This is a genomic window from Actinomadura physcomitrii (genome assembly GCF_008923205.2).
GTDB classification, from domain to species: domain Bacteria; phylum Actinomycetota; class Actinomycetes; order Streptosporangiales; family Streptosporangiaceae; genus Spirillospora; species Spirillospora physcomitrii.
Map to the genome: position 1 here is coordinate 87,878 of NZ_WBMS02000002.1, position 22,018 is coordinate 109,895.

Consider the following 22,018-nt stretch of genomic DNA (forward strand, 5'->3'; position numbering starts at 1 on the left):
GGATACTTGGCGGATGGTGTCCTCGCTCGTGGCATTCGTCGGCGCGGCGTTCCTGGTCGCGATGGTCCCCGGCCCCAGCACGGCCGTGATCCTGCGGCGCTCGGTGATGAACGGCCGCGCCAACGGCATGGCGACCGTGCTGGGCAACGAGTGCGGGGTGCTGCTGTGGGGCCTGGCCGCCGCGTTCGGCCTGTCCGCCCTCCTGCTCGCCTCGCGCCTCGCCTACGACGCGATGCGGATAACGGGCGCCGTGGTCCTGGTGTGCATGGGGGCGCGCGCGCTGTGGAAGGCGCGGCACGAGGACGGAGCGGACGGGGAGCCGGCCCCGGCCGCGGCCGTCTCGCACGGGCGCGCGTTCCGGCAGGGCCTGATCACCAACGTCGCGAACCCGAAGGCGGGCGTGTTCGCGGTGTCGTTCCTGCCGCAGTTCGTCCCGCACGGCGCGCCCGTCCTGGCGACGCTCGTCCTGTTCTCGGTGATCTGGGCCGTGGTCGACATGGCGTGGTTCCTGCCGATGGTCTGGCTGGCCGGACGCGCCCGTGTGCTGCTGCGGCGCGCGTCGATCCGGCGCCGGATGGAGCAGGTGTCCGGGCTCGTCCTTCTCGGCCTGGGCCTCCGCCTCGCCGCCGATTCCTGACGTCCCTCCTTCACCGGGTCACGGCCGGGCGTCGACGAGCCGCGACAGCAGGGTGACGAACTGGCGCTGCTGGCCGTCAGGGGTGCGAGGAACTCCTTCTGAACGCCGTCGACGACCCTGTCGAGTTCGCGGAGCCGTCCGGCGCCCGCCCTGACCCGTTGACGTGCGGCGTGTCGCCCTGGCCGCGCTCATCAGGGCGGCACGCCGCGGCTCAACCGCGATCATCGCTGGTCGTCGCCCTGCGGCGTCCATTCGTAGTTGCCGGACGCGGCGGAGTCGGCCGTGTCCCAGCAGAAGCCGTAGGTCACGTCCGGCTGGTGGCCGGTGGTGCCGTCGATGGCCTTGGAGTTGCAGGCCTTGCCGTCGGCGGTGGTCCCCTGGCGCGGGGCCTCGGCCAGGATGTTCTGCACGCCGAGCTTGGGGAGCTGGGCGTCCAGCTGCTCGACCCGGTCCTGCAGCTCGGCCTGGTTCCAGGCGGGCCGCATGGAGTAGTTGTCCAGGCTGGGGGTGGGCGGGTCGTCGGCGTGGGCGGGGCCCGCGACGGCCGTCAGGCCGGCGGCGGCGACCGCGGTCGGGGCGCACGCGCGGGCCAGTGCCCTCAGGTGCCGTTCCATGGGAGCTCTCCTCGGGCGGTCACCTGGCCATGGTGATGGCCAAGATCACGTACCGGGACAGCGCCAAACTGGCACACACTTCATCCGTTTTTGCCGCACATGGCGGCGACTACGTTGAGCGACGTTCCCTGCCCGTATCGTTAGAATGCCCAGCACGTCACGAAATGACCGGCTCGGCATGCATAAAGCCGATGCGACGGAGGTCACTCCCGGGCCTCGGCGAACACGGGCACCAACAAAGATCGTTTCTGACCACAGAGTCGCGCAGGGGGCGAGCGGGGTTTACAGCATTCCCGCAGATTTCCGGAAATGGCCAGTCAGCTCACTTTTCCAGCGCATTCCGGTTGTGCGGTGATTGATCCCGCTAAGCTCCAGGCGCATCGTTCTCGTCCGGCACACCGGGCCTTACTGCACGAGCGCACCCGCCCTGCAAGCCGCGCGGTCCCGCGGCTTCCCCCGCCATCGGCCAGGTGCGAATCCAGCCCGGAACGCATGGAGAGACCCCCCGATCAGAGGAGCAGCAATGCGTGCAACTCGGCTGGCCGCGGCGGCGGTCGCCACCGGGTCCCTGGTGTTCGGCATGGCGGGCACCGCCCTCGCCGACGCCCAGGACGGGCCCAAGGCCGGGCAGTTCTGCAAGAAGGCCGAGATCGGCAAACAGGTCAAGCTCGCGAACGGCACCCTGCTGAAGTGCGAGCTCAAGGCCGGGCAGAAGGTCCCCCACTGGGTGGACGTCACCGGCCAGAAGCCGCCGACGGCGCCGCCCACCGAGCCGAAGCCGACGTTCACGTTCGGGTTCGACAAGGTGAAGCTGTCCAGCCGGGTCGTCGCGCCCGGACGGCACACCACGTTCACGGTGACGTGCCCGGGCACGGTGACCATCACCGGCAACGGCTACACCCGCAACCCGCTGCCCGTGAAGAAGGTCGGCAAGGCCACCTGGACCGCGACCGGCACCTTCAAGAGCAGCCTGCCCGACCCGACGGTCGCGACGGTGGTCTGCAAGGGCTTCGGGTCCGTGAAGTACAGCACCCACCCGTCCAAGACCCCGGCCAAGCCCGGCAGCGGCCTGCAGCCGGCCACGCCGAAGATCCCGAACGGGCGGATCGACACCGGTGACGGCAGCATGTACGGCCGGACGGCCGGTTCCGGCGCGCCGCTGATGGCGATCGGCTGGGGCGCGCTCGCGGCCGCCGGGCTCGGTGCCGTCGCGCTGCGGCGGCGGACGGCGCGGGAGCGGTCGAACGTTGCCTGAGTTCCGAGCATCGGCCGGCGACGGCCGGGACCGGGGGGCCGCGGTGCCCGCCGGGCTCGGCCGCGCCGGATGCGCGGTGGCCGGGGTGCTGCTCGCCGGGCTGCTGATCAGCGCCTGCGGAGGGGGCGACGGACACGCCGCGTCCTCGCCGTCCGCACCGAAGTCGGCGCCGGCGGCGAGCGCGACGCCCGGCGGCACCACGGCCGCGTCGAACGTCTCGTCGCTGGCCCCGTCCGAGCCCACCAAGATCACGATCTCGAGGATCGGGGTGTCGGCGCCGGTCGGCCAGATCGGGCTGCTGCCCGGCGGCCGGATCCAGGAACCGCCGCTGAGCAGGCCGAACCTGGCCGGCTGGTACAAGGAGGGCCCGACGCCGGGCGAGGTCGGCCCGGCGGTCATCCTCGGCCACGTCGACGCGAACAAGAAGGCCGCGGTCTTCTTCCGGCTGAAGGAGCTGAAGCCGGGCGACAAGATCCAGATCGGCCGCAAGGACGGGACGACCGCCACGTTCACCGTGGAGCGGACGCAGCGCGTCAACAAGGACGCCTTCCCGCACCGGAAGGTCTTCGGCGAGTCGCTGGACCACCCGGCGCTCCGCCTGGTGACCTGCGGCGGCGCCTTCGACCCCAAGGCGGGCCACTACACCGAGAACCTCATCGTCTACTCGACGATGACCGCCTCCTGAGCCCGCCCCTTGACGCCGAATCGCGGCGTGCCGTCCCGGAAACGGCACGCCGCAGGCCGGCGGGTGGTCAGCGGCGGTAGAGGGTGAACTTGTCCTCGCCGATGCGCTCGCGCAGCGCCGGGTCGTCGATGCCCTGGCCCTCGCCGGTGGCGCCGCAGAGGACGGCGACCTTGCCGATGTGCTGGTTGGTCTGGACGGCTCGGGTCGCCTCGCCCGCCTCGTCCAGCGGGAACACCGAGGACAGCGTCGGGTGGATCATGCCGAGCGAGAACAGCCGGTTCACCTCGACGGCCTCGTGGTAGTTGAAGCCGTGCGAGCCGATGATGCTCTTCAGCCGCATCCACAGGAACCGGTTGTCGTACTCGTGCTTGAAGCCGGTCGACGAGCCGCAGGTGACGATCTTGCCGCCGCGCTTGGCGACGTAGACGGACGCGCCGAACGTCTCGCGGCCGAGGTACTCGAACACGATGCCGGGGTCCTCGCCGACGAGGCGGCGGATCGCCTCGCCGAGCATCCGGCCCGCCTTCGGGTGCCGCAGGCCCTGCTCGCCGAGGTTCAGCTCGCTGCGGTTGATGACGTGCTCGCAGCCCTGCGACCGGACGATCTCGGCCTTCTCTTCGGAGGAGACGACGCCGACCGGGATGCCTCCGCCGTTCCTGACCAGCTGCGTCGCGAACGAGCCGAGCCCGCCCGTCGCGCCCCAGATCAGCACGACGTCGCCCTGCTTCATGCGGGCGCCGTGGCTGCCGACGAGCATCCGGTACGCGGTCGCGGCGCAGAGCGTGTTAGAGCCCGCCTCCTCCCAGGTGAGGTGCGCGGGCTTGCGGATCAGCTGGTTCGCCTTGACGATGCAGTACTCGCCGAGCGACCCGAAGTTGGTCTCGAAGCCCCACGCGAGCTGCGACTCCGACATCATGCCGTCGTCGTAGGAGCCGTGGTCCTCCTCGTCCACGTAGGACGGGGACAGCACGACCTTGTCGCCGGCCTTCCAGTTCTTCACGCCGCTGCCGGTGCGGACGACGACGCCGGAGCCGTCGGAGCCGAGGATGTGGTACGGCAGGTCGTGGCGGGCGCCGTACCAGCCCTGCCGGCCGAACTTCTCCAGGAACGCGAACGTCGGCACCGGCTCGAAGATCGCCGACCAGACGGTGTTGAAGTTGATCGCCGCCGCCATCACCGCGACCACGCACTCGTCGGGCGCCAGCTCGGGCATGTCGACCTCGCCGACGTGCATGGATTTGCGCACGTCCTTGTCGGTCTGGCCGTCGAAGATGCCGACCTCGTCCTTGCGGGTGAACGCGGCGCGGAACCGGGTCGGCAGGTCGATCTCCTGCAGCTCGGGTCCGCTCGCTCCGGACCGGACGGCGTCGAGCAGGTCGTGGGCCATGAGTGTCCTCCGTGAACGACGGGGTGGGGCGCGGCCTCAGCGGGCCGGAGTTGACCGTGCCGCGGTCCGGGCGCGGCCGGACGCGTCGCGCGCGTCCGGGCCGTCCGCGGGCCGCCGGGTGCCGCCGTCCGCGCCCGCGGCGCGTCCGGCGAGCCGGCCCTCCAGGTGCGCGGCGAGGATCTCCACGCCCGGCGGGTCCAGCAGGTTCAGGTGGTGCACCCCGGGGATCGTGACGATCTCCAGGTCGGAGCAGAGCCCGCCGAAACCGTTGGTCCCGTCGAGCACGTAGCGCGCGTCGCGCACCGCCCAGGGGGTCTCCTCCGGGGCGTGGTAGAGGATGACGCGGCCGTCGTAGGGCCGCGGCTGGTACGCCTCCAGGGATCGGGTGTCCTGGTGGGACGTGAGCTGGTGGGTGAGGGCCGCCGGCGGGATGTAGTCCACCAGCGGCGCCGCCCGCTCCATGACCAGCGCGAACTGCGCCTCTTCGTCCAGTCCGGACAGCTCGTCGTAGGTGAGCGTGACGTCCAGGCCGTACGTCTGGTTGATGTAGTCGGCGAACGCGGCGAACCGGCGGGCGAGGGTGTCGGACTCGTCGTCCACCGCGAGGGGGATGCCGGCGTCGAACAGCGCGACGAACTCGACGTCGCGGCCGGCGGCGGTGAGCTGCCGGGCGGTCTCGTAGGCGAGGACGCCGCCGAACGACCAGCCGCCGAGCCGGAACGCGCCCTCGGGCTGCGCCTCGAGCAGGTGCTGGACGTAGCGGGCGGCGCGCTCCTCGACGGACGGGGCGTCCTCGAACCGCTCCAGGCCGTAGACGGGCTGGTCGGCACCGAGCAGGTCGATGAGCTGCCGGTAGCAGGCGGTGGTGCCGCCGGCGGGGTGCGCGATGAAGATCGGGCGGCGGTCGCCGGTGGGCTTGAGCGGCCGGACGGTCTGCCGCGCGGCCTCCTCGTCGGCGGCCCGGATGACCTCCGCGACGTTCTCCGCGGTCGGGACCTCGAACAGCTCGCCGCGCGTCACTTCTCTGTTCTCCCCGACCAACCGACCCCGACCGACCTCCCGGGCCAGTTCGGCGGCGACCATCGCGACGACCTGGTCGGCCTGGTGCTCCTGGCCGCCGAGGTCGGCGAAGAAGTCGGCGGTGACGCCGACCCGGTCGAGGCCGAGGACGTCCTCGAAGATCCGGACGGCGAGGCGCTCGGCGGCGTCGCGCGGCATGACGTAGCCGGACTCGGCGTTCGACACGGCGGTGGACGGGGCGGCGGCGCCGGCGAGGCCCAGCTCGCCGGCGGCCCACTCCTCGAACACGTTGACGCTGGCGCCCTGCAGCAGCACGGACGGCGGGACGGTCAGGCCGAGGTCGTGCTCGACGCCGCTCTTGATCCGGACGGCGACGAGGGAGTCCAGGCCGAGGTCGGTGAGCGGGACGGCGGGGTCGAGGCGCTCCGGGTCGAACCCGAGGACGGACGCGATCCGGTACCGGACCCGCGCGGCGATCAGCGCGCGGGCCTCGACGGGGTCGAGGTTCTTGAGGGCGTCGACGCCGGGCCAGTCGCCCGCGTCGTCCGCGCCGCGCTCGGCCGCCGCCTCGGTCAGCGCCGCGAAGTAGGGCATGTTGCGGATCTCGGGGAACAGCTCGACGGCCGTGACCGGGTCGAACCGCAGTACGCCCGCCGCGGTCGTGCCGTGCGCGAGGAGCGCTTCGAGGGCCTCGGCGCCCTCCTCGGGGCTGATCGGGTCGATGACGGTCACCGCGGTCTCGGCCGCGCCGCCGACGCGCGACCACGTGCCCCAGTTGATCGTGGTGCCGGGCCGGCCGTGCGCCCGCCGGTACGCGGCGAGCGCGTCGATCGCGGCGTTCGCCGCCGCGTACGCGGCCTGGCCGGGCGAGCCGAGCAGCGCCGCCGCCGACGAGTGCAGCGCGAACCAGTCGAGGCCGGCGTCCCAGGTGGCGTCGCTGAGCCGCCGCGCGCCCTCGACCTTCGCCGTCCACACCCTGTGGAGATCCTCGGCGCCGAGGTCGGCGATCAGCCGGTCGTCGATCGCGCCGGCGCCGTGCACGACGCCGCGCAGCGCCAGGCCGCCCTCCGTGGCGGCCTTCACCAGGCGCTCGGCGGTGCCGGGCGCGGCGATGTCGCCGAGGACGACGCCGACGTCCACCCCGCTCTCGCGCAGCTTCGCGATCACCTTCTCGGCGCCGGCGCCGGGGCCGCTCCGGCCGGACAGCACGATCCGTCCGGCGCCGCGCTCGGCCAGCAGCCGCGCGGTGACCAGGCCGATCCCGCCGTACCCGCCGGTGATGATGTAGGCGCCGCCGCGCCGGACGATCTTCCTGGGCCTGGCGTCGGAGTCGGGGAGGGCGGCCTGCGCGAGGCGCGCCGCGTACCTGCGGCCGGCGCGCCAGGCGACCTCGCGGGCGGCGCCATCGCCGAGCAGCTCCCGGACCAGGTCGTCGGGCCGGTCGACGTCGACGAGCGTCGCCCGCTGGACGGTCCGCTCGAACGCCAGGACGCGGGTCAGCGCGGCGGCGAACCCGTGCCCGGGCTCGCCGGCCTCGCCGTCCAGCACGGGGACGGCGCGGTGCGTCGCGACGTACAGGCGGGGGCCGTCCGGCAGGGAGCGGCTCGTCTCCGCGATGGCGAGCACGAGGTCCTCGTCGACGAGGTCGGCGGCCGGGACGAGCACGACCCCTTCCACGCCGGAAGTGTCGCCCAGGTCGGTGCGGTCGCGGCGGACGGCGCGGCGTCCGCTGCTTTCCAGCCCGGCGGCGGTCGCTGCGGCGAGGGCGTCATCGTCGTCGGCGAGGATCAGCCATGTGCCGTCACGCTCGCCGGGCTCGGGGGCCTCCGCTTCGTCCCACAGCAGCTCGACCAGCTTGTCCGCGACGGGGACGGGGACGTCGTGGCGCTCGGTGCGGCGCAGCACGATGCCGGTCGCCTCCGCCAGGACCTCGCCGCCGGCGCCGAGCAGCAGGACGGAACCGGTCATCTCGCCGTCGTCCTGCACCGCCGCCACGCGGACGTGCCCGCCTCGGTGCGTGGGCCCGTGCACGCGCAGGCTGCCGATCGTCTCGGCGAGCCAGACGCCGCCGCCCGCGACCGCCGCCGCCTCCGCGGACAGCGCGGCCAGGCAGCGGTCGAACACCTCGGGGTGCAGCCGGTAGTGCCGCGACCCGCGCTCGGCGCCCGCGACCTCCGTCGCCGCGCCGGGCTCCGGCGCGGGGGCGGGACGCGCGTCCTCGCCGACGTCCGCGCTGGCCAGCCGCGCCCACGTGCCGGCGGGCGTCAGCGCGTGCACCTCGACGCGCTGCTCGGCCTCGGCGAACGTCGTCGTCACCGTCGTGCGCCCGGCGAGCGCGAGCGGGCGCTCCATCCACAGGCTGTTGACGCGGACGGCCTCGGTGCCGAGCGCCGTCGCGCCCGCCGCGAGCGCCATCTCCGCGAACGCCGCGACCGGCAGCGCGGGCAGGCCGTGCACGGCGAGGTCGCCGAGCCACGGCTGCGCGTCCAGGCCGACGTCGGCGCGCCAGGCGTGCCGGTCCTCACCGGGCAGCTCGACGTGCGCGCCGAGCAGCGGATGCTCGTCACGGCCGCCGCGGTTGCGGTTCGACAGGTCGACCCAGTGGCGCTCGTGCCGCCACGGCGACTGCGGGACGTCCACGATCCGGCCGTCCGAGGGCTGCGCGACGGCGAGGCCGTGCGCGGCGAGCGTCGCGAGCTGCGCGTGGAACGTCAGCGTGTCGTCGGTTTCCTGGCCCTTCGGCGCGCGCTTCAGCGTGTGCGTGACGAGGGCGCCGCTGCCGGCGAGGGTCTCCCCGACCGCGTGCGCGAGGATCGGATGCGCGTTGACCTCGACGAACGTCCGGAACCCGTCCTCGGCCGCCGCCGCCACCGCGTCCGTCAGCCGGACCGGGTTGCGCAGGTTCGCCGCCCAGTACTCGACGTCCAGCCGCGCGTCCTCGCCGTCGAACGCCCGGGGGTCGGGCAGCGCCGTCGTGTAGAGCCTGATGCCGTCGGCGAGCGGCGTGCCGGGTTCGAGGCCGACCTCGGCGAGCTGCTCGCGCAGGTTGGGCAGCAGCGGGTCGACCTGCGGGGAGTGCCCCGCGCCCTCCGCCTGCACCATGCGCGCGAGCCGGCCCTCCGCCTCCGCACGCTTGACGATCTCGGCGACCTGATCGGCGTCGCCCGTCACGACCGTCTGCTTCGGCGAGGAGTGCACCGCCGCATACACCTCGGGCAGCCCGTCCGCGAGCCGCTCGACGTCCTGCGCGGACGCGCCGAGCACCGCCATCGCGCCGCCGCCGACCAGTTGCGTCAGCAGCTTCGACCGCCGCACGATCACCCGGACGCCGTCCTGCGGGGTGAGCGCGCCCGCGACGACCGCCGCCGCGACCTCGCCCATCGAGTGCCCGATCACCGCGCCCGGCACCACGCCGTACGCCTGCCACATCCGGGCCAGGCCGAGCTGGACCGCGAAGAGCACCGGCATCGTGTCGGCCGGGCCGTCCGGCTTGCGGCCCTCCTCGAGCAGCGACCACAGGTCCGGGCCGCCCTCCTCGGCGAACAGGCCGTCCAGGTCGTCGATCGCCTCGGCGAACGCGGGCTCCTCCTCCAGCAGCCGCTGCGCCATGCCCGCGCGCTGCGCCCCGTATCCGGAGAACACCCAGACCGGACGTCCCGGGACGCCGAGCGCCGAACCCGTCACCACGCCCGGATGCGGACGGCCCTCCGCGAGCGCCTTCAGGCCCTCGACCAGGCCGTCGCGGTCGCGGGCCGACACCGCCGCGCGGGACCGGCCCCGCCCGCCGCGCCGGTGCAGCGTCCGCGCCAGGTCGGCGAGCTTCACGTCGTCGCGGGCCGGGACCCACTCCGCCAGCAGCGCGGCGTGGTCGCGGACGCGGTCGTCGCTCGTGTCCGACAGCGGGAACGTCCGCACCACCGCCGGCCGGCTCGCGACCTCCTGCGCCGGAGCCTCCTCCAGCAGCACGTGCGCGTTCGTCCCGCCGAACCCGAAACCCGACACGCCCGCGCGCGCGGGATGGCTCCGCTCCGGCCACGGCGTCTCGTCCGCGACCACCCGGAGCCGCAGCTCGTCGAACGGGATGTGCGGATTCGGCTCCTTGTAGTGCGCGCTGGCCGGAATCACCTTGTGGTGCAGCGCCAGGACGGTCTTGATAAGGCCCGCTATGCCCGCCGCCGACTCCATGTGGCCGAGGTTGCTCTTCGCCGACCCGATCAGCAGCGGCTCGTCCTCCGCCCGGCCCGCGCCGAGCACCTCCCCGACGGCCTTCGCCTCGATCGGGTCGCCCAGGAACGTGCCCGTCCCGTGCGCCTCGATGTAGTCGACCTCGCCGGTCTCCACGCCCGCCGCCGCGTACACGTCCCGCAGCAGCGCCCGCTGCGCGTCCGAGTTCGGCGCGACCAGGCCGTTGGAGCGGCCGTCGGAGTTGACGCCCGAGCCCTTCACCAGCGCGAGGATCCGGTCGCCGTCGCGGACCGCGTCCGACAGCCGCTTCAGCACCACCGCGCCGCAGCCCTCCGCGCGGACCATCCCGTCCGCCGACGCGTCGAACGCCTTGCAGTGCCCGTCCTTCGCCGTCGCGTCCGCCAGGTCGAACGTCATCGTCACCGTCGGCGACAGCAGCACGTTCACCCCGCCGGCGAGCGCCACGTCCGCCTCGCCGCTGCGCAGCGCCTGCACCGCCAGATGCGTCGACACCAGCGACGACGAGCACGCCGTGTCCACGATCATGCTCGGGCCGCGCAGGTCCAGCAGGTACGACAGCCGGTTCGCGATGATGCTCAGTGCCGCGCCCGTCGCCGTGAACGGCTCCAGCGACGCCAGGTCCGACGCGGTGAACGCCGCGTACTCCGGCGCCGACACGCCCACGAACACGCCGGTGCGGCTGCCGCGCAGCGACGCCGGCCCGATCCCCGCGTGCTCGAACGCCTCCCACGCCACCTCGAGGACGAGCCGCTGCTGCGGGTCCATCACCGCCGCCTCGCGCGGCGTGATCCCGAAGAACTGCGCGTCGAACCGCGCCACGTCGTCCAGGAACCCGCCGAGCCGCGTCGTCCGCGCCAGCCGGTCGGCGACCTCCGGGGAACCGTCGTCGAACGGGTCCCAGCGGCCGTCCGGCACCTCCCGGATCGCGTCGCCCCGGCCCGTCAGGAACCGCCAGTACTCCGCCGGGCCCGTCAGGTCGCGGTCGCCGCCGGGGAACCGGCAGCCGATCCCGATCACCGCGATCGGCTCGTCGTCGCGCGCCGCCGCCCGGACCGGCGCCGCCGCGGGCTCCGCTTCGGCCGCGGCCGAGGCGCCGCCCGCCAGCGCCCGGGACAGCTTGTTGATCGTCGGGTGCTCCCACACCAGCGTCGCCGGCAGCGCCCGGCCCAGCATCTGCTCGAGATCGCCCGCGATCGCGACCGCGTCCCGCGACGCCAGCCCGAACTCCTCGAGCGGACGGTCCGGGTCGACCTCGGCCTCGGGGATCCTGGAGCGCCGCGCGATCTGCTCGATCAGGTGCCGGCGAATCGCGTCCTCGGCGGCGCGAGTGTCGCCCTCCGCGGTGTCGCGCGCGGCTCCGGAACGATCGTTGCTCTGCATGCGGTGGGTTCCCCCCATGAAACCGGGATCGTTCATCGAAGCGGAGGGACCACTTTGTCCTACGGTGACCGGCTCACGATGCGCACCCAGACCACTTTTCTCCCCTGCCACTTGTCACGGTGATGACAAGACTCAGCAGTAACCAATGTGGCCTGATGGGATAGTTGAGGGGCTCTGCCCTAACAGCGGGCCGAGTGACCAGATGCCAACCAATAGTAACAATAGCCACGAACGCTTTTAGGGGGAAGCGGCGGATTTCCCGGCGGCACGGGACCCGCCGCGGGATCAGGTGACCCGGGGCCGATACCGATGGGCGCTGGCGGTGGTGGCCGTCAGCGCGTTCATGACCACCATGGACAACACGGTGGTCTTCACCGCGCTGCCCAGGATCATGGCCGACCTCGGCATGTCGTCCTCCGCCAAGGACTGGGTCGCCACCGGCTACATCCTCATGTTCTCCTGCCTGATGATCACCGGCGGACGGCTCACCGACCTGTACGGCTGCCGGCTCACCTTCACCACCGGCATGGTCGTCTTCACCGCCGCCTCCGCCGTCTGCGGCCTGTCCCACACCTCCGAAGTGCTCATCCTCGCCCGCATCGTGCAGGGCGGCGGCGCCGCGCTGGTGCTGCCCGCCACCCAGGTCATGGTCACCGTCGGGCGGAGCGACAAGCAGCGCTCCATCGGCAACATCGTCTTCATCGGCGCCGCGTCCAGCGCCACCGCGCTCGGCCCCACCATCGGCGGCATCATCGTCGAGCACTTCCACTGGGGCTGGATCTTCCTGATCAACATCGTCCCCGGCGTCCTCGTCATCCTGCTCGGCGCCGTCGTCCTCACCGGCCGCAGCAAGAACCCGCACGCCCGCATCGACCTGCCCGGCGTGCTCATCTCCGCGACGATGCTGTTCGCCTTCATCTACGGCCTCGAGGACGGCAACAAGCACGGCTGGGGCGACCCGTCCGTGCTCAGCACCTTCGCGCTCGGCGCCATCGCGCTCGCCTGCTTCATCGTCGTCGAGAGCTGGGCCCCCGACCCGATGATCGACCTGCGGTTCTTCCGCAACCGCGTCTTCACCGGCGGCCTGGTGTCCCAGATGCTCTACGGCATCGGCTTCAACGGGATGATGTTCTACTCCCAGCCGTTCCTGCAGCGCTTCCTCGGCTTCTCCCCGCCCGAGGCCGGCCTGGTCATGCTGCCCCCCGCCCTCACGATCATGGTGCTGACGCCCGTCGCGTTCGTGCTCGCCGCCAAGGTCGGCCCCCGGCCCGCCATCGGCGCCGGCATGGGCCTCATGGGCGTCGGCATGGTGCTGTTCTCCGCGCTCGGGATCGGCGACGGGTACGCCGACCTCATGCCCGGCGTCCTGCTCGTCGGCGTCGGCGCCGCCCTCGCCATGCCCCTCGTCATGTACGTCCTCAAGGCCGTCCCCGAACGGCGCGCCGGCGTCGCCAGCGGCGTCATCAACGTCATCCGCGAGGCCTCCGGCGCGTTCGGCATCGCCATCGTCGGCCTGCTCATCCAGACCGTCCCCGACGAGGGCGCGAGCGCCGAGGCCCTCGAGACCTTCCGGCAGGGCACCTCCTCCGGGCTCGTCCTCGGCGCCGTCCTCGTCCTCATCGGCGGCGTCATCAGCGGCCTCACCCTGCCCAGCCGGCGCGGCTGGCTCGGCCCCAAGCACGGCAAGCAGACCCCGTTCGCCGAACCCGCCCTCGCGGGCGCCGCGCGCCCCGAACCCGCCCTCGCCACCGCCACCGCCGTCACCGCCACTCCCCGCGACCCGATCCCCGTCGTCCCGGGCCCGGACCCCGCCGGCGCGACCCCGTCCGCCGGCCCCGTCCAGGCGCCCACCCCCCTCAGGACGGAAACGGACACCATGGCCGCACCCCGCACCCCCGGTCCCCACTGGTGGAGCGACATCCCCGACGACGACGAGCCCGCCCCCCGGCACCCGTCCCCGCCGGGCACGACGTCCCCCTGGCAGGACTGGGCCGACACCGCCATCCCCACCTGGACCTTCCCCGCCGAGGAGCCCCCGCCGCCCACCAGCAAGTGGTTCGACGACGAGTCCGCCGCCCGCTCCCGCGGCACCCTCCCGCCCGACGACGACCCGCTGGCCACGCTCCCCGACCGCTGGACGCCCGGCGGCTCCCCCCTCCCGGCCCCCACCCCCGAGACCGAACCCATAGCCGCCGCCCTCCTCAGCGAACTGGCGGCCCGCGGCGGGAACCCCCCGCACGACGAGCAGGCGGCGGACGGCGAAGACCCCGCTCCCTCGGTGCCCCACGCCGCGCAGGGGCCGGAGTCCGCCCCCGGCGGCGCGGCGTCGTCCCCGCCCGACGATGAACCCCTCGGCGAGGCGCCCGGCCCCGCGCCCGAAACGCCCCGACCGGATGCCGCGGACCCCGAAGCCCCGGTGGCGACGGCCGAGCCGAGCGGCGCGCAAGGCACCGCGCCGTCCCAGCCGATCACGCTGAACTGGGAGACCCCCGGCCCGTTGAGCACCCCGCCGACGCCCGGCCACGACGACGCCACGACCGCCCAAGGCGAGACGCGCGTGGGCGACTCCGGCCAGGCGGCGGAGAACCCGCCGGGCTCCGGGGCGTCGCCGCTGGTCGCGCCGGGTCAGGACGTCTCCGATCCGCTGAGCGCCCCGGTGATGAGCGAGCCGGCGGGCGAGCCTCGCGGTGTGCCGGACGTCGACGAGCGGCCGGCTCACGTGCTCGGCGGCGAGCCTGGGGACGCCTGGGTGGCCGGACGCGGGGGCGCGGACCCGGCGGACGCGGCGGACCCGGCGGACGCGGCGGACGCGGCGGACGACGGGGAGGTGCCGGAGGTCGGCGGGCCGGGGTGGCCTCCGCCGCCGCCGGACGGATGGTTGTACACGCCGTACGTGCCCGAGGACGGGGAGCCGCCCGGCGAGCCGTCCGTCAGCCCGCGCAGCGATGCCTGGTGAGGAGCCGCCATGAGCCGAATCGTGATCTTCGCCGCGGGGTCGCGCGGCGACATCCAGCCGTGCGTGGCGCTCGGGCGGGCGCTGCGCGAGCGGGGTGACGAGGTCCGGCTCGTCGCGAGCGCGCGGTACGCGCCGATGGCGATGGCGGCGGGCCTGGAGCTGGCACCGCTGACGGCCGACCCGACGGAGATCCTGGAATCGGACGCGGGGCAGGAGCTGCTGGCCGGCGGCCGGAACCCGGTGAAGTTCCTCGGCGGGTTCCGGCGCATCCTCGGGCCGATGGCGGAACGGCTGCTGGGCGAGTGCCTGGACGCCTGCAAGGGCGCCGATCTGATCCTGGGCCCGACGCTGGGCTTCCTGCCGGAGCACATCGGCGCGCATCTGGGCGTGCCGCGGGCGCTGATCCACTTCCAGCCGAGCCAGCCGACGGGGGCGTTCCCGCATCCGTTCGTGCCGCAGGCGCGGATGCTGGGCCGCTGGGGGAACCGGGCGAGCTTCGGGGCGGTCGACCAGATCGCGTGGCAGCTGTCGCGGCCGTTCATCAACCCGTGGCGGGACGAGCGGCTGGGGCTGCCCCGGCTTCCGCTGCGGGGCCTGCGGCGGGACGGGACGGCGGTGCTCGCGTGCTTCAGCGAGGCCGTGGTGCCGCGTCCGAAGGACTGGCCGGCGAGCGTCCACATGACCGGGTACTGGTTCTGGGACGAGCCGGAATGGGAGCCGCCGGAGGAGATCACCGCGTTCCTGGAGGCGGGGCCCGCGCCGGTCTACGTCGGGTTCGGGAGCATGGTGCCGAAGGACGCGCGGATGACGGGGCGGGTCGTCCGGACGGCGCTGCGGCTGGCGGGCCTGCGCGGCGTGGTGCAGGGCGACCCGGACACCTCGGACGACGAGGTCCTCGCGGTGCGGGACGTCCCGCATGCGTGGCTGTTCCCCCGCATGTCGGCGGTCGTGCACCACGGCGGCGCCGGGACGACGGCGGCGGGGCTGCGGGCGGGCGTCCCGACGGTGGTGTGCCCGTTCTTCGGGGACCAGCCGTACTGGGGCGAGCGGGTCGCCGCGCTCGGCGCGGGGCCGGCGCCGCTGCCGTTCCGCGCGATGACGGTGCCGCGGCTCGCGCGGAGGCTGCGGCGCGTCGCGGAGGACCAGGAGATGGCGGACCGCGCGTACGAGGTGGGCCGGCGCATCCGGGCGGAGGACGGCGTGGGCCGCGCCCGCGACGTCATCGACGGGCTGCTGCGCTAAAAGTCAGTCGGAGCTCCACGTCCAGCCGTTGCCGTCGGGGGACGGGACGATCCGGCGCTTGACGCGCGGTGGCCGGACGGGCTGCGGCTGCGGCCGGCCGTTCGCCCACGGCGCCCACGGTTCCCGCGGCGCCTGCGGTGCTTGCTGCTGGCGCGGCGCGGACGGGTGCGGGTCGCGGAACACCAGCTGCGGCCGTTCGCCGTCGACCGGCCCGCTCGGGGTGGGCTGCAGGACGGACCGGAACGCGTCGTTCGCGTCCCGCACCGGCACGGCGGCGGGCTCGGGCGCAGGCGGCGCAGGTGGCACGGCAGGCGCAGGTGGCGCAGGCTCAGGCCTTGCCGGCGCCGGCGGCGCCTCCGACGAGGCCTGCTCCCAGTGCACGCGGTACGGGAACGGCTGCGCCTCCGGGAGGGGCGGCGGGACCGCGACCGCCGCCGCACCCGCGCCCGCGGCGGCCGCGCTGTGCTCGCGCAGGTCCATCTTGGCGTGCAGGAACGCGAGCGGGCCGGGCAGCCACCAGTTCGCCCTGCCGAGGAACCGCATCGTCGCGGGCACCAGCAGGGACCGGACGAGCACGGCGTCCACGACGACGGCGACGAACATGCCGACGCCGATCAGCTTCACGACGGTGATGCCGGCCATGCTGAACGCGGCGACGACGACGAGGAACAGCAGGGCGGCGCTGGTGATGATGCTGCCGGTGTGCTGCATGCCGCGGGCGACGGCGGCGCGGTTGTCGTGGCTGCGGTCCCACTCCTCGCGGATGCGGCTGAGCAGGAAGACCTCGTAGTCCATGGACAGGCCGAACACGACGGCGAGGATCAGGATCATGCTGGTGGCCTCGACGCCGCCGGTCGGGGTGAAGTCCAGGACCCCGGCGAGGTGCCCGTACTGGAAGCCCCAGACGATCGCGCCGAACGACGCGCCGATCGACAGCACGTTCATGACGATGGCCTTCAGCGGCAGCAGGACCGAGCCGAAGAACATGAACAGCAGCAGGAACGTGGCGATCCCGACGGCGACCGCCATCTTCGGCAGGCTGCGCATCAGGCTGGACATCAGGTCCATCTGCGCGGCGGTGCTGCCTCCGACGTCGATGTGCATCGGGGTGCCGTCCGAGGTCAGGCTCATCGCGCGGATCTTCTTGACGAGGTCCTGCGCGTGCTTGTCCATGGGTTCGTACTTGTGCGTGACGGAGATCCGCACGCCGCCGTACTCGCCGGAGTAGCCGGTGAACTTGGCCTCGGTGACGCCCGGCAGCGCGGCGAGCGTCTTGCGGAAGTTCTCCAGGTAGGGCGGGATGTTGTCGCCCGACTTGGACGGCTTCCAGTCGCGCGGGATCAGGTCGCCGGAGACGACCACGTCGATCGGTTCGGCGGACCCGTTGGGGAAGTCGCGCTTGACGGTCTCGACGACGGCGCGGGTCGGGCTCGCCTTCGGCAGGACGCGGGCGTCGACGCTGCCGAACTGGACGTGCAGGAACGGCTGGAACATGACGCCGAGGATCACCACCACCCCGGCGAAGTACGGCAGCGGGTGCTTCATGACGCTGTGGCCGAGCCGGTACCAGAAGCCGCTGTCCCGGTCGCGCTGCGCGCGCTTGGACGTCGGGCGCCGCCAGGGCATCCGGCCGCCCTCGACGCGCGTCCCGAGCAGGGCGAGCATCGTCGGCAGCAGGACCGTCGCGCCGAACACGGCGACCATGACGGTGGCGATGCCGGCGAGCCCGATGGTCCGCAGGAACATCTGCGGGAACAGCAGCAGGCCCGCGAGCGCGGCGGACACGGTGACGCCGGAGACCATGATGGTGCGGCCGGCGGTGGCGAGGGTCGCGGCGAGCGCGTCCTCCCGGGCCGGGAGCATCGCCTGCTTGTAGGCCTTCTTCGCGGCCTTGCGCGCGCGCTTGTCGCGCTCGCGTTTCCAGGGTTTGCCGGGCGGTAGGCCCCTTGCGGCCATGCCGCGCTGCAGTTCCTCGCGGAACCGGCTGATGATGAACAGCGAGTAGTCGATCGCGAGGCCGACGCCCATCATCGTGACGACCTCGAGCGCGAACGACGTCACGTCGGCCACGTAGGTGACCACGTGCAGGACGGCCAGGCCGCCGATCGTGGAGAAGGCGGCCACGCCGATCGGCAGGAGGCCGGCGACGATCGCGCCGAACAGCAGCACCATCAGGATCAGCAGCGGCAGGATGGTGATCGTCTCGGCGTTGACGATGTCGGCGACGACCTGCTCGCCGAACTCCTGCCCGAGCGGGACGGCGCCGCCGAACTGGACGGTCAGCCCCGGCGCCCGCAGCCGGTCCTTCAGCTTCTGGTAGTTCTCGATCTTGGTGGGGTCGTCGCCCTTCAGCTTCAGCGCGACGAACGTCTCGTGCTTGTCGCGGGAGGCGAAGGACGCGGCGTCCTTCTCGTCGAACGACCAGTAGGAGATGATCTCGGCGACCTGGCTCTTCGGGAGCCGCGCCGCGGTGGTGACGACGGCGGCCTCGTAGCGCGGGTCGTCCACCGTCATCGTGTCGCTCTTGTAGAGGACGAGGACGTCGGGGTTCGTGCTGCCGAAGTAGGTCGCGCCGAGCCGCGCGACGAGCGTCGAGGACGCGTTCGGGTCCTCGAAGCCGCCCGCCTTGAACTTCGCGAGCACGCCGAGGCCCCAGGCGCCCGCCACGCCGGTCAGCAGCAGGATGCAGACGAGGGTGACCCACCGTCGCCGATGGATGAGACGCCCCAGCCCCGAGAGCATGGTCCTCCTGTGTCGTCGCGGCCGCGGGACGCGGCGTGCGAGGCCGAGACTACTTGCGGGACGCGAGCCGCGCCGCCGTGGTCGGCAGCGCGCCGTCCAGGTACCGCCGCCGCGTCGCCGCCCGCGCGATCTTGCCGCTGGACGTGCGGGACACCCCGCCCGGCTCGACGAGCACGAACGCGTGCACACTCATCTCGTGCTCGACGTTCACGGCGCCGCGCACCGCCGACTCGACCTCGTCGAGGTCCAGCCGGCCGAGCGGCACCCGCCGGTTCCGCTCGGCGACCACGACGAGCCGCTCGGTCTCCTCGCCGGGCAGCGCGAACGCGGCGACGAAGTCGGGCCGCACCGCCGGGTGCGCCTCCTGCGTGGTGACCTCGATGTCCTGCGGGTAGTGGTTGCGGCCGTCGACGATGATCAGGTCCTTGATGCGGCCGGTGACGTACAGCTCGCCCTCGTGGACCACGCCGTAGTCGCCGGTCTTCATCCACGGCCCGGCCGGCAGATCGCCCGGGTCGGCGAGCTCGCCGCCGAAGGTGTCCTGACTGCGCTCGGAGTTGCGCCAGTACCCTGCGGCGGTGTTCGGACCGTGCACCCAGATCTCGCCGACGTGCCCGTCGGGCTGCTCGGCGCGCGCGTCCGGGTCGACGATCGCGACGATCTGCCCGGACGGCCGGCCGCACGACACCAGCGTGCTGGCCCGCTCGGCGTCCGCGTCGCACAGCCGCACCTCGCCCTGCGTGAGCGCGTCCCGGTCCACCGAGATGATCTTCGGGGGGGCGTCCTCGGCGGCGGCGGTGACGAATACCGTCGCCTCCGCCAGCCCGTACCCGGGGGCCTGCGCGCCCGGGCGCAGGCCCGCCGGCGCGAGCGCCTCCGCGAACGTCGCGAGCGTCGAGGTGCGGATCGGCTCCGCGCCGTTCAGGCAGGTCGTCAGCCCGGACAGGTCCAGGCCCTCCAGCTTCTCCGGCGACGCCATCGACGCCACGTACTCGTACGCGAAGTTCGGGCCCGCGGTGTAGACGTTCTTGCCCGGCCGGGCCGCGATCAGCTGCAGCCAGCGCATCGGGTTCATGATGAACGACACCGGGTCGGTGTAGATCGCGTGGTCGCCGCGCACCAGCGGCAGCGCCATCGTCGCGATCAGGCCCATGTCGTGGAACAGCGGCAGCCAGCTCACGAGCTCGGGGTCCGGCTTCTCCGGCGCCCATCCCGCCCACAGCTGCGCCGCGTTCGCCGTCACGTTGCCGTGGGTGATCTCCACGCCCGCCGGGCGGCGCGTCGACCCGGACGTGTACTGCAGGTACGCCAGGTCGTCGAACCCGATCGGCTCGTCCTCCCAGGACGCGGCGAGCCCGAGGTCGACCTCCTCGGCGAACAGGATCTCCTTCGGCTGCGGGACATCGTGGTCGGCGAGGAACTTCTCCACGTGCGGCAGCGCGTTCCGGGTCGTGACGATCACCGCCGGCTCGCTGTCGGTGTACGCGCCGATCAGCCGGTCGGCGTGCCCGGGCAGGTCGGGCGAGAACAGCGGCACCGCGATGACGTGCGCGTACATCGCGCCGAGCATCGTCATCATGTACTCGAGCGTCTGCGGCAGCAGCAGCGCGGCGCGCTCGCCGGGACCGGTCACCTGGCGGAGCGCGGTCGCCGTCGCGCGGGCGCGCCTGTCGGTCTCCGCCCAGCTCAGCGTGATGTGCTTGCCGGCCGGGTCCAGCGAGTAGTCGACGAAGGTGAAGGCCGGGGCGTCCGGCTTCTCCCTCGCCCACCGCGCGACCCGCTCGATCAGCGGGGTGCGGCCGGAGCCGCCGGGGAGGAGTTCGGGAAGCAGCGAGCCCAATGCCATTGATCTATCTCCCGAGGGGACGGGCCGGGCGGGCCATCGTAGGGGGCGGGCGCCGTCGGCGATGCGTGCGGCCGACCGGACGACCGTGTCCAGCGCCCCCGGCTACCGGCGATGATCGTGAAGCTACCGGATGGTAGGCAGCGTGCGATATTAGCTGCGCGCCACATTCGCCGCGGCCGGGTTTGTCACCGCTGTGACAAGAGGAATTGCCATTTCACGCGTGGGCGCAGGCGTCGTTACCGACCGTGTGCGCACTAGTGGTCCGAGGCGAAGATCCCCCCGTCCGTGACCGCGACTTTGCTGTCAGCGCAACAGCTTAGTGACACGATCCCCTATTCGACACCGGGCCAGTACATCCGCACTCGATTCACATGCCCGCACGAGGGAGGTGGGCGCTTCGAGGCGCTGCGGCCGGGCCCGGCCGTGCGGCTGACGCCGGCCCTGCTCTTTTGGGAAGATGCAAGGATCCGGGTCAGAGCCTCCAGAGGGGTCCGCTTTCATGCAGCCTGCGCCTTCGCCCATGGAACCCATCTTCGAGCTGCCCCTGAACGAGGTCGAAGTCATGATCGGCGAAGCGCTGCTGGCGGACGGGTTCGGGGCCAAGGACGCGAACGACGCGGAGAAGCGGCTGGTCGCGCGGCGCTGGTTCCAGGCGAACATGGAGGCGTTCCGCGCGGCCGTGTGCGGGTCGGGGTCGGTGGTCGCCGGCGCGAACAAGGACCGCAATGCGCTGCTCGGCGCTCTCGTCGATGTCCTGGGGAGCCGGTTTGGGGTGACCGTCCCCGTCGCGGCCGTCTCGGTCATGATCATGCACTACGGGGTCGACCGGTTGTGCGCCGCGCCCGGCGGCGAGTAGCGGGATGCGGTTCGAGGAGGCCGTCGCTCTGGCCGGCGGGCCGGCCGACGAGGAGCTGGTCGAGGCCTGCCTGACCCCGGACGGTGCCTCCGCCGTCGGCGGCACCCTGCAGAGCGTCGGCGCGGTGATGCGGGGTCTGCTCAAGCAGACCCCGTTCCAGGACGCGATCGACCTCGTGATCACCAATTCGCCGTCGCTGCGGTGCGGTGTCACCTTTCTCGACGACCGCCGAGCGGCCATCTTCATTCCGCTCGGCGCCCTGGCTCGGGCCAGGGCTCTCGCGCGCCGCCTGCTGTGGCACCTGGACCAGCGCGGTCCGGTCATCCACATGATGGGCTCGGCCATGGACGTCCGGGACTTCCCCTGGGAAATCGCCCCCGACCTGGTCGTCGTCTTCGGTGCGGACGCCGAGGAGGACCCCGGGTACTGGGACAGGCTCGACGCGTTCGACCGGCGAACGCCTGCGAAGAGGAGGCGGGAGGAGGCGGTCAATGACATGACCTGTCACTGCCTGCTCTTTCTCGCGCTGCATGAACTGGCTCACATCGCCCAAGGCCACGACCAGCTCGCCAGGCTGGCCGGGTCCGGCGACCCGCGCATCCGGCCTGATCTCGATCAGACGCGGTTGCGGCGCGGGATGGAGGTACAAGCCGACATCCTGGCCGGGCAGACCCTCGCCCGGATTCTCCTCTTGGCCCCGGGCCAGGCGGGGCTCGCTGCCAAGCGTCCCGATGTCGTCTTCGGCCGCTCGGGATTCGCGACGGCGATGCTGTTCGGGATGTACGACACGCATCGGAAGACCGTTTACGAGTACGACACCGGGATCTATCCGCATCCGATCATCCGTTACGAGTTCTCCTACGAGAGCCTGCAACACGTGCTGGAGGAACAGCGGCACGAACGGCGGCAACGGGTGGAGCAGGCCAGCTGGTTGGGCTGGCAGGACTGCATCGTCGCGTTCAACGCGATGGAATTCGCCTGTCTCGATGGGATGTACGGCAGCCCGCCCGCCGGCACGCAGGGCGGCACCGGCAGGTACATCCCCCTCACCACGCTGAAGTACGGCGCCGCATCGGCGCTCAGGCCGCGCATGATCGAGGACTCCCGGCTGGCCGACGAGGTCGAGCGGATCGTCGAGACGCTCGGTGACGAGGAGGCGGGCGGCACATCGCCCGGGTGATCAGCCGGGGAC

The 22,018-nt window shown here is 72.9% G+C and carries 12 protein-coding genes; 7 read left to right on the forward strand and 5 right to left on the reverse strand.

Annotated elements, in window-relative coordinates; all coding sequences use genetic code 11:
• The first annotated feature begins 13 nt into the window (after positions 1-13).
• Positions 14-637, forward strand: a complete 624-nt coding sequence (locus F8568_RS02460) for a LysE family translocator (protein ID WP_151590920.1) — start codon at positions 14-16, stop codon at positions 635-637.
• Between the two features lie 221 nt (positions 638-858).
• Here F8568_RS02460 and F8568_RS02465 read toward each other — a convergent pair whose 3' ends face one another.
• Positions 859-1,251, reverse strand: a complete 393-nt coding sequence (locus F8568_RS02465) for a hypothetical protein (RefSeq protein ID WP_151590922.1) — start codon at positions 1,249-1,251, stop codon at positions 859-861.
• 523 nt (positions 1,252-1,774) lie between these two features.
• Between F8568_RS02465 and F8568_RS02470 the strand changes: the two genes are divergently transcribed.
• A complete protein-coding gene (locus tag F8568_RS02470) occupies positions 1,775-2,506 on the forward strand; it encodes a hypothetical protein (protein ID WP_151590924.1) in 732 nt (243 codons plus the stop codon).
• Complete coding sequence (locus F8568_RS02475) at positions 2,499-3,191, forward strand: class F sortase (RefSeq protein ID WP_202124409.1); 693 nt, start codon at positions 2,499-2,501, stop codon at positions 3,189-3,191. Before F8568_RS02470 ends, F8568_RS02475 begins: the two co-directional genes overlap by 8 nt.
• 67 nt (positions 3,192-3,258) lie before the next feature.
• On the opposite strand, the gene ccrA is transcribed toward F8568_RS02475, so the two are convergent.
• Both ccrA and F8568_RS02485 read right to left on the reverse strand, forming a co-directional pair.
• The gene (gene ccrA / locus F8568_RS02480) at positions 3,259-4,578 is read right to left on the reverse strand and encodes a crotonyl-CoA carboxylase/reductase (RefSeq protein ID WP_151590926.1); all 1,320 of its coding nucleotides are present in this window, start codon (positions 4,576-4,578) and stop codon (positions 3,259-3,261) included.
• 36 nt (positions 4,579-4,614) lie between these two features.
• Complete coding sequence (locus F8568_RS02485) at positions 4,615-11,184, reverse strand: type I polyketide synthase (RefSeq protein WP_151590929.1); 6,570 nt, start codon at positions 11,182-11,184, stop codon at positions 4,615-4,617.
• Between the two features lie 289 nt (positions 11,185-11,473).
• On the opposite strand from F8568_RS02485, the gene F8568_RS49330 reads away from it, so the two are divergent.
• Positions 11,474-14,140, forward strand: coding sequence for an MFS transporter (locus tag F8568_RS49330; RefSeq protein WP_328600690.1), 2,667 nt, complete (start codon positions 11,474-11,476; stop codon positions 14,138-14,140).
• A gap of 9 nt (positions 14,141-14,149) precedes the next feature.
• Positions 14,150-15,382, forward strand: coding sequence for a glycosyltransferase (locus F8568_RS02495; protein WP_151590931.1), 1,233 nt, complete (start codon positions 14,150-14,152; stop codon positions 15,380-15,382).
• Positions 15,383-15,385: 3 nt separating this feature from the next.
• Here F8568_RS02495 and F8568_RS02500 read toward each other — a convergent pair whose 3' ends face one another.
• Together F8568_RS02500 and F8568_RS02505 are read right to left on the reverse strand one after the other, a co-directional pair.
• Positions 15,386-18,124, reverse strand: coding sequence for an MMPL family transporter (locus tag F8568_RS02500; RefSeq protein ID WP_151590933.1), 2,739 nt, complete (start codon positions 18,122-18,124; stop codon positions 15,386-15,388).
• 49 nt (positions 18,125-18,173) lie between these two features.
• The gene (locus F8568_RS02505) at positions 18,174-19,970 is read right to left on the reverse strand and encodes a fatty acyl-AMP ligase (protein ID WP_151590935.1); all 1,797 of its coding nucleotides are present in this window, start codon (positions 19,968-19,970) and stop codon (positions 18,174-18,176) included.
• Between the two features lie 520 nt (positions 19,971-20,490).
• On the opposite strand from F8568_RS02505, the gene F8568_RS02510 reads away from it, so the two are divergent.
• Both F8568_RS02510 and F8568_RS02515 read left to right on the forward strand, forming a co-directional pair.
• On the forward strand, positions 20,491-20,826 hold the full coding sequence (locus tag F8568_RS02510; RefSeq protein WP_151590937.1) for a hypothetical protein: 336 nt from the start codon (positions 20,491-20,493) through the stop codon (positions 20,824-20,826).
• A 4-nt stretch (positions 20,827-20,830) separates the two neighbouring features.
• Entirely contained in the window at positions 20,831-22,006 is a 1,176-nt protein-coding gene (locus tag F8568_RS02515) for a hypothetical protein (RefSeq protein ID WP_151590939.1), read from the forward strand.
• Positions 22,007-22,018 lie beyond the last annotated feature (12 nt).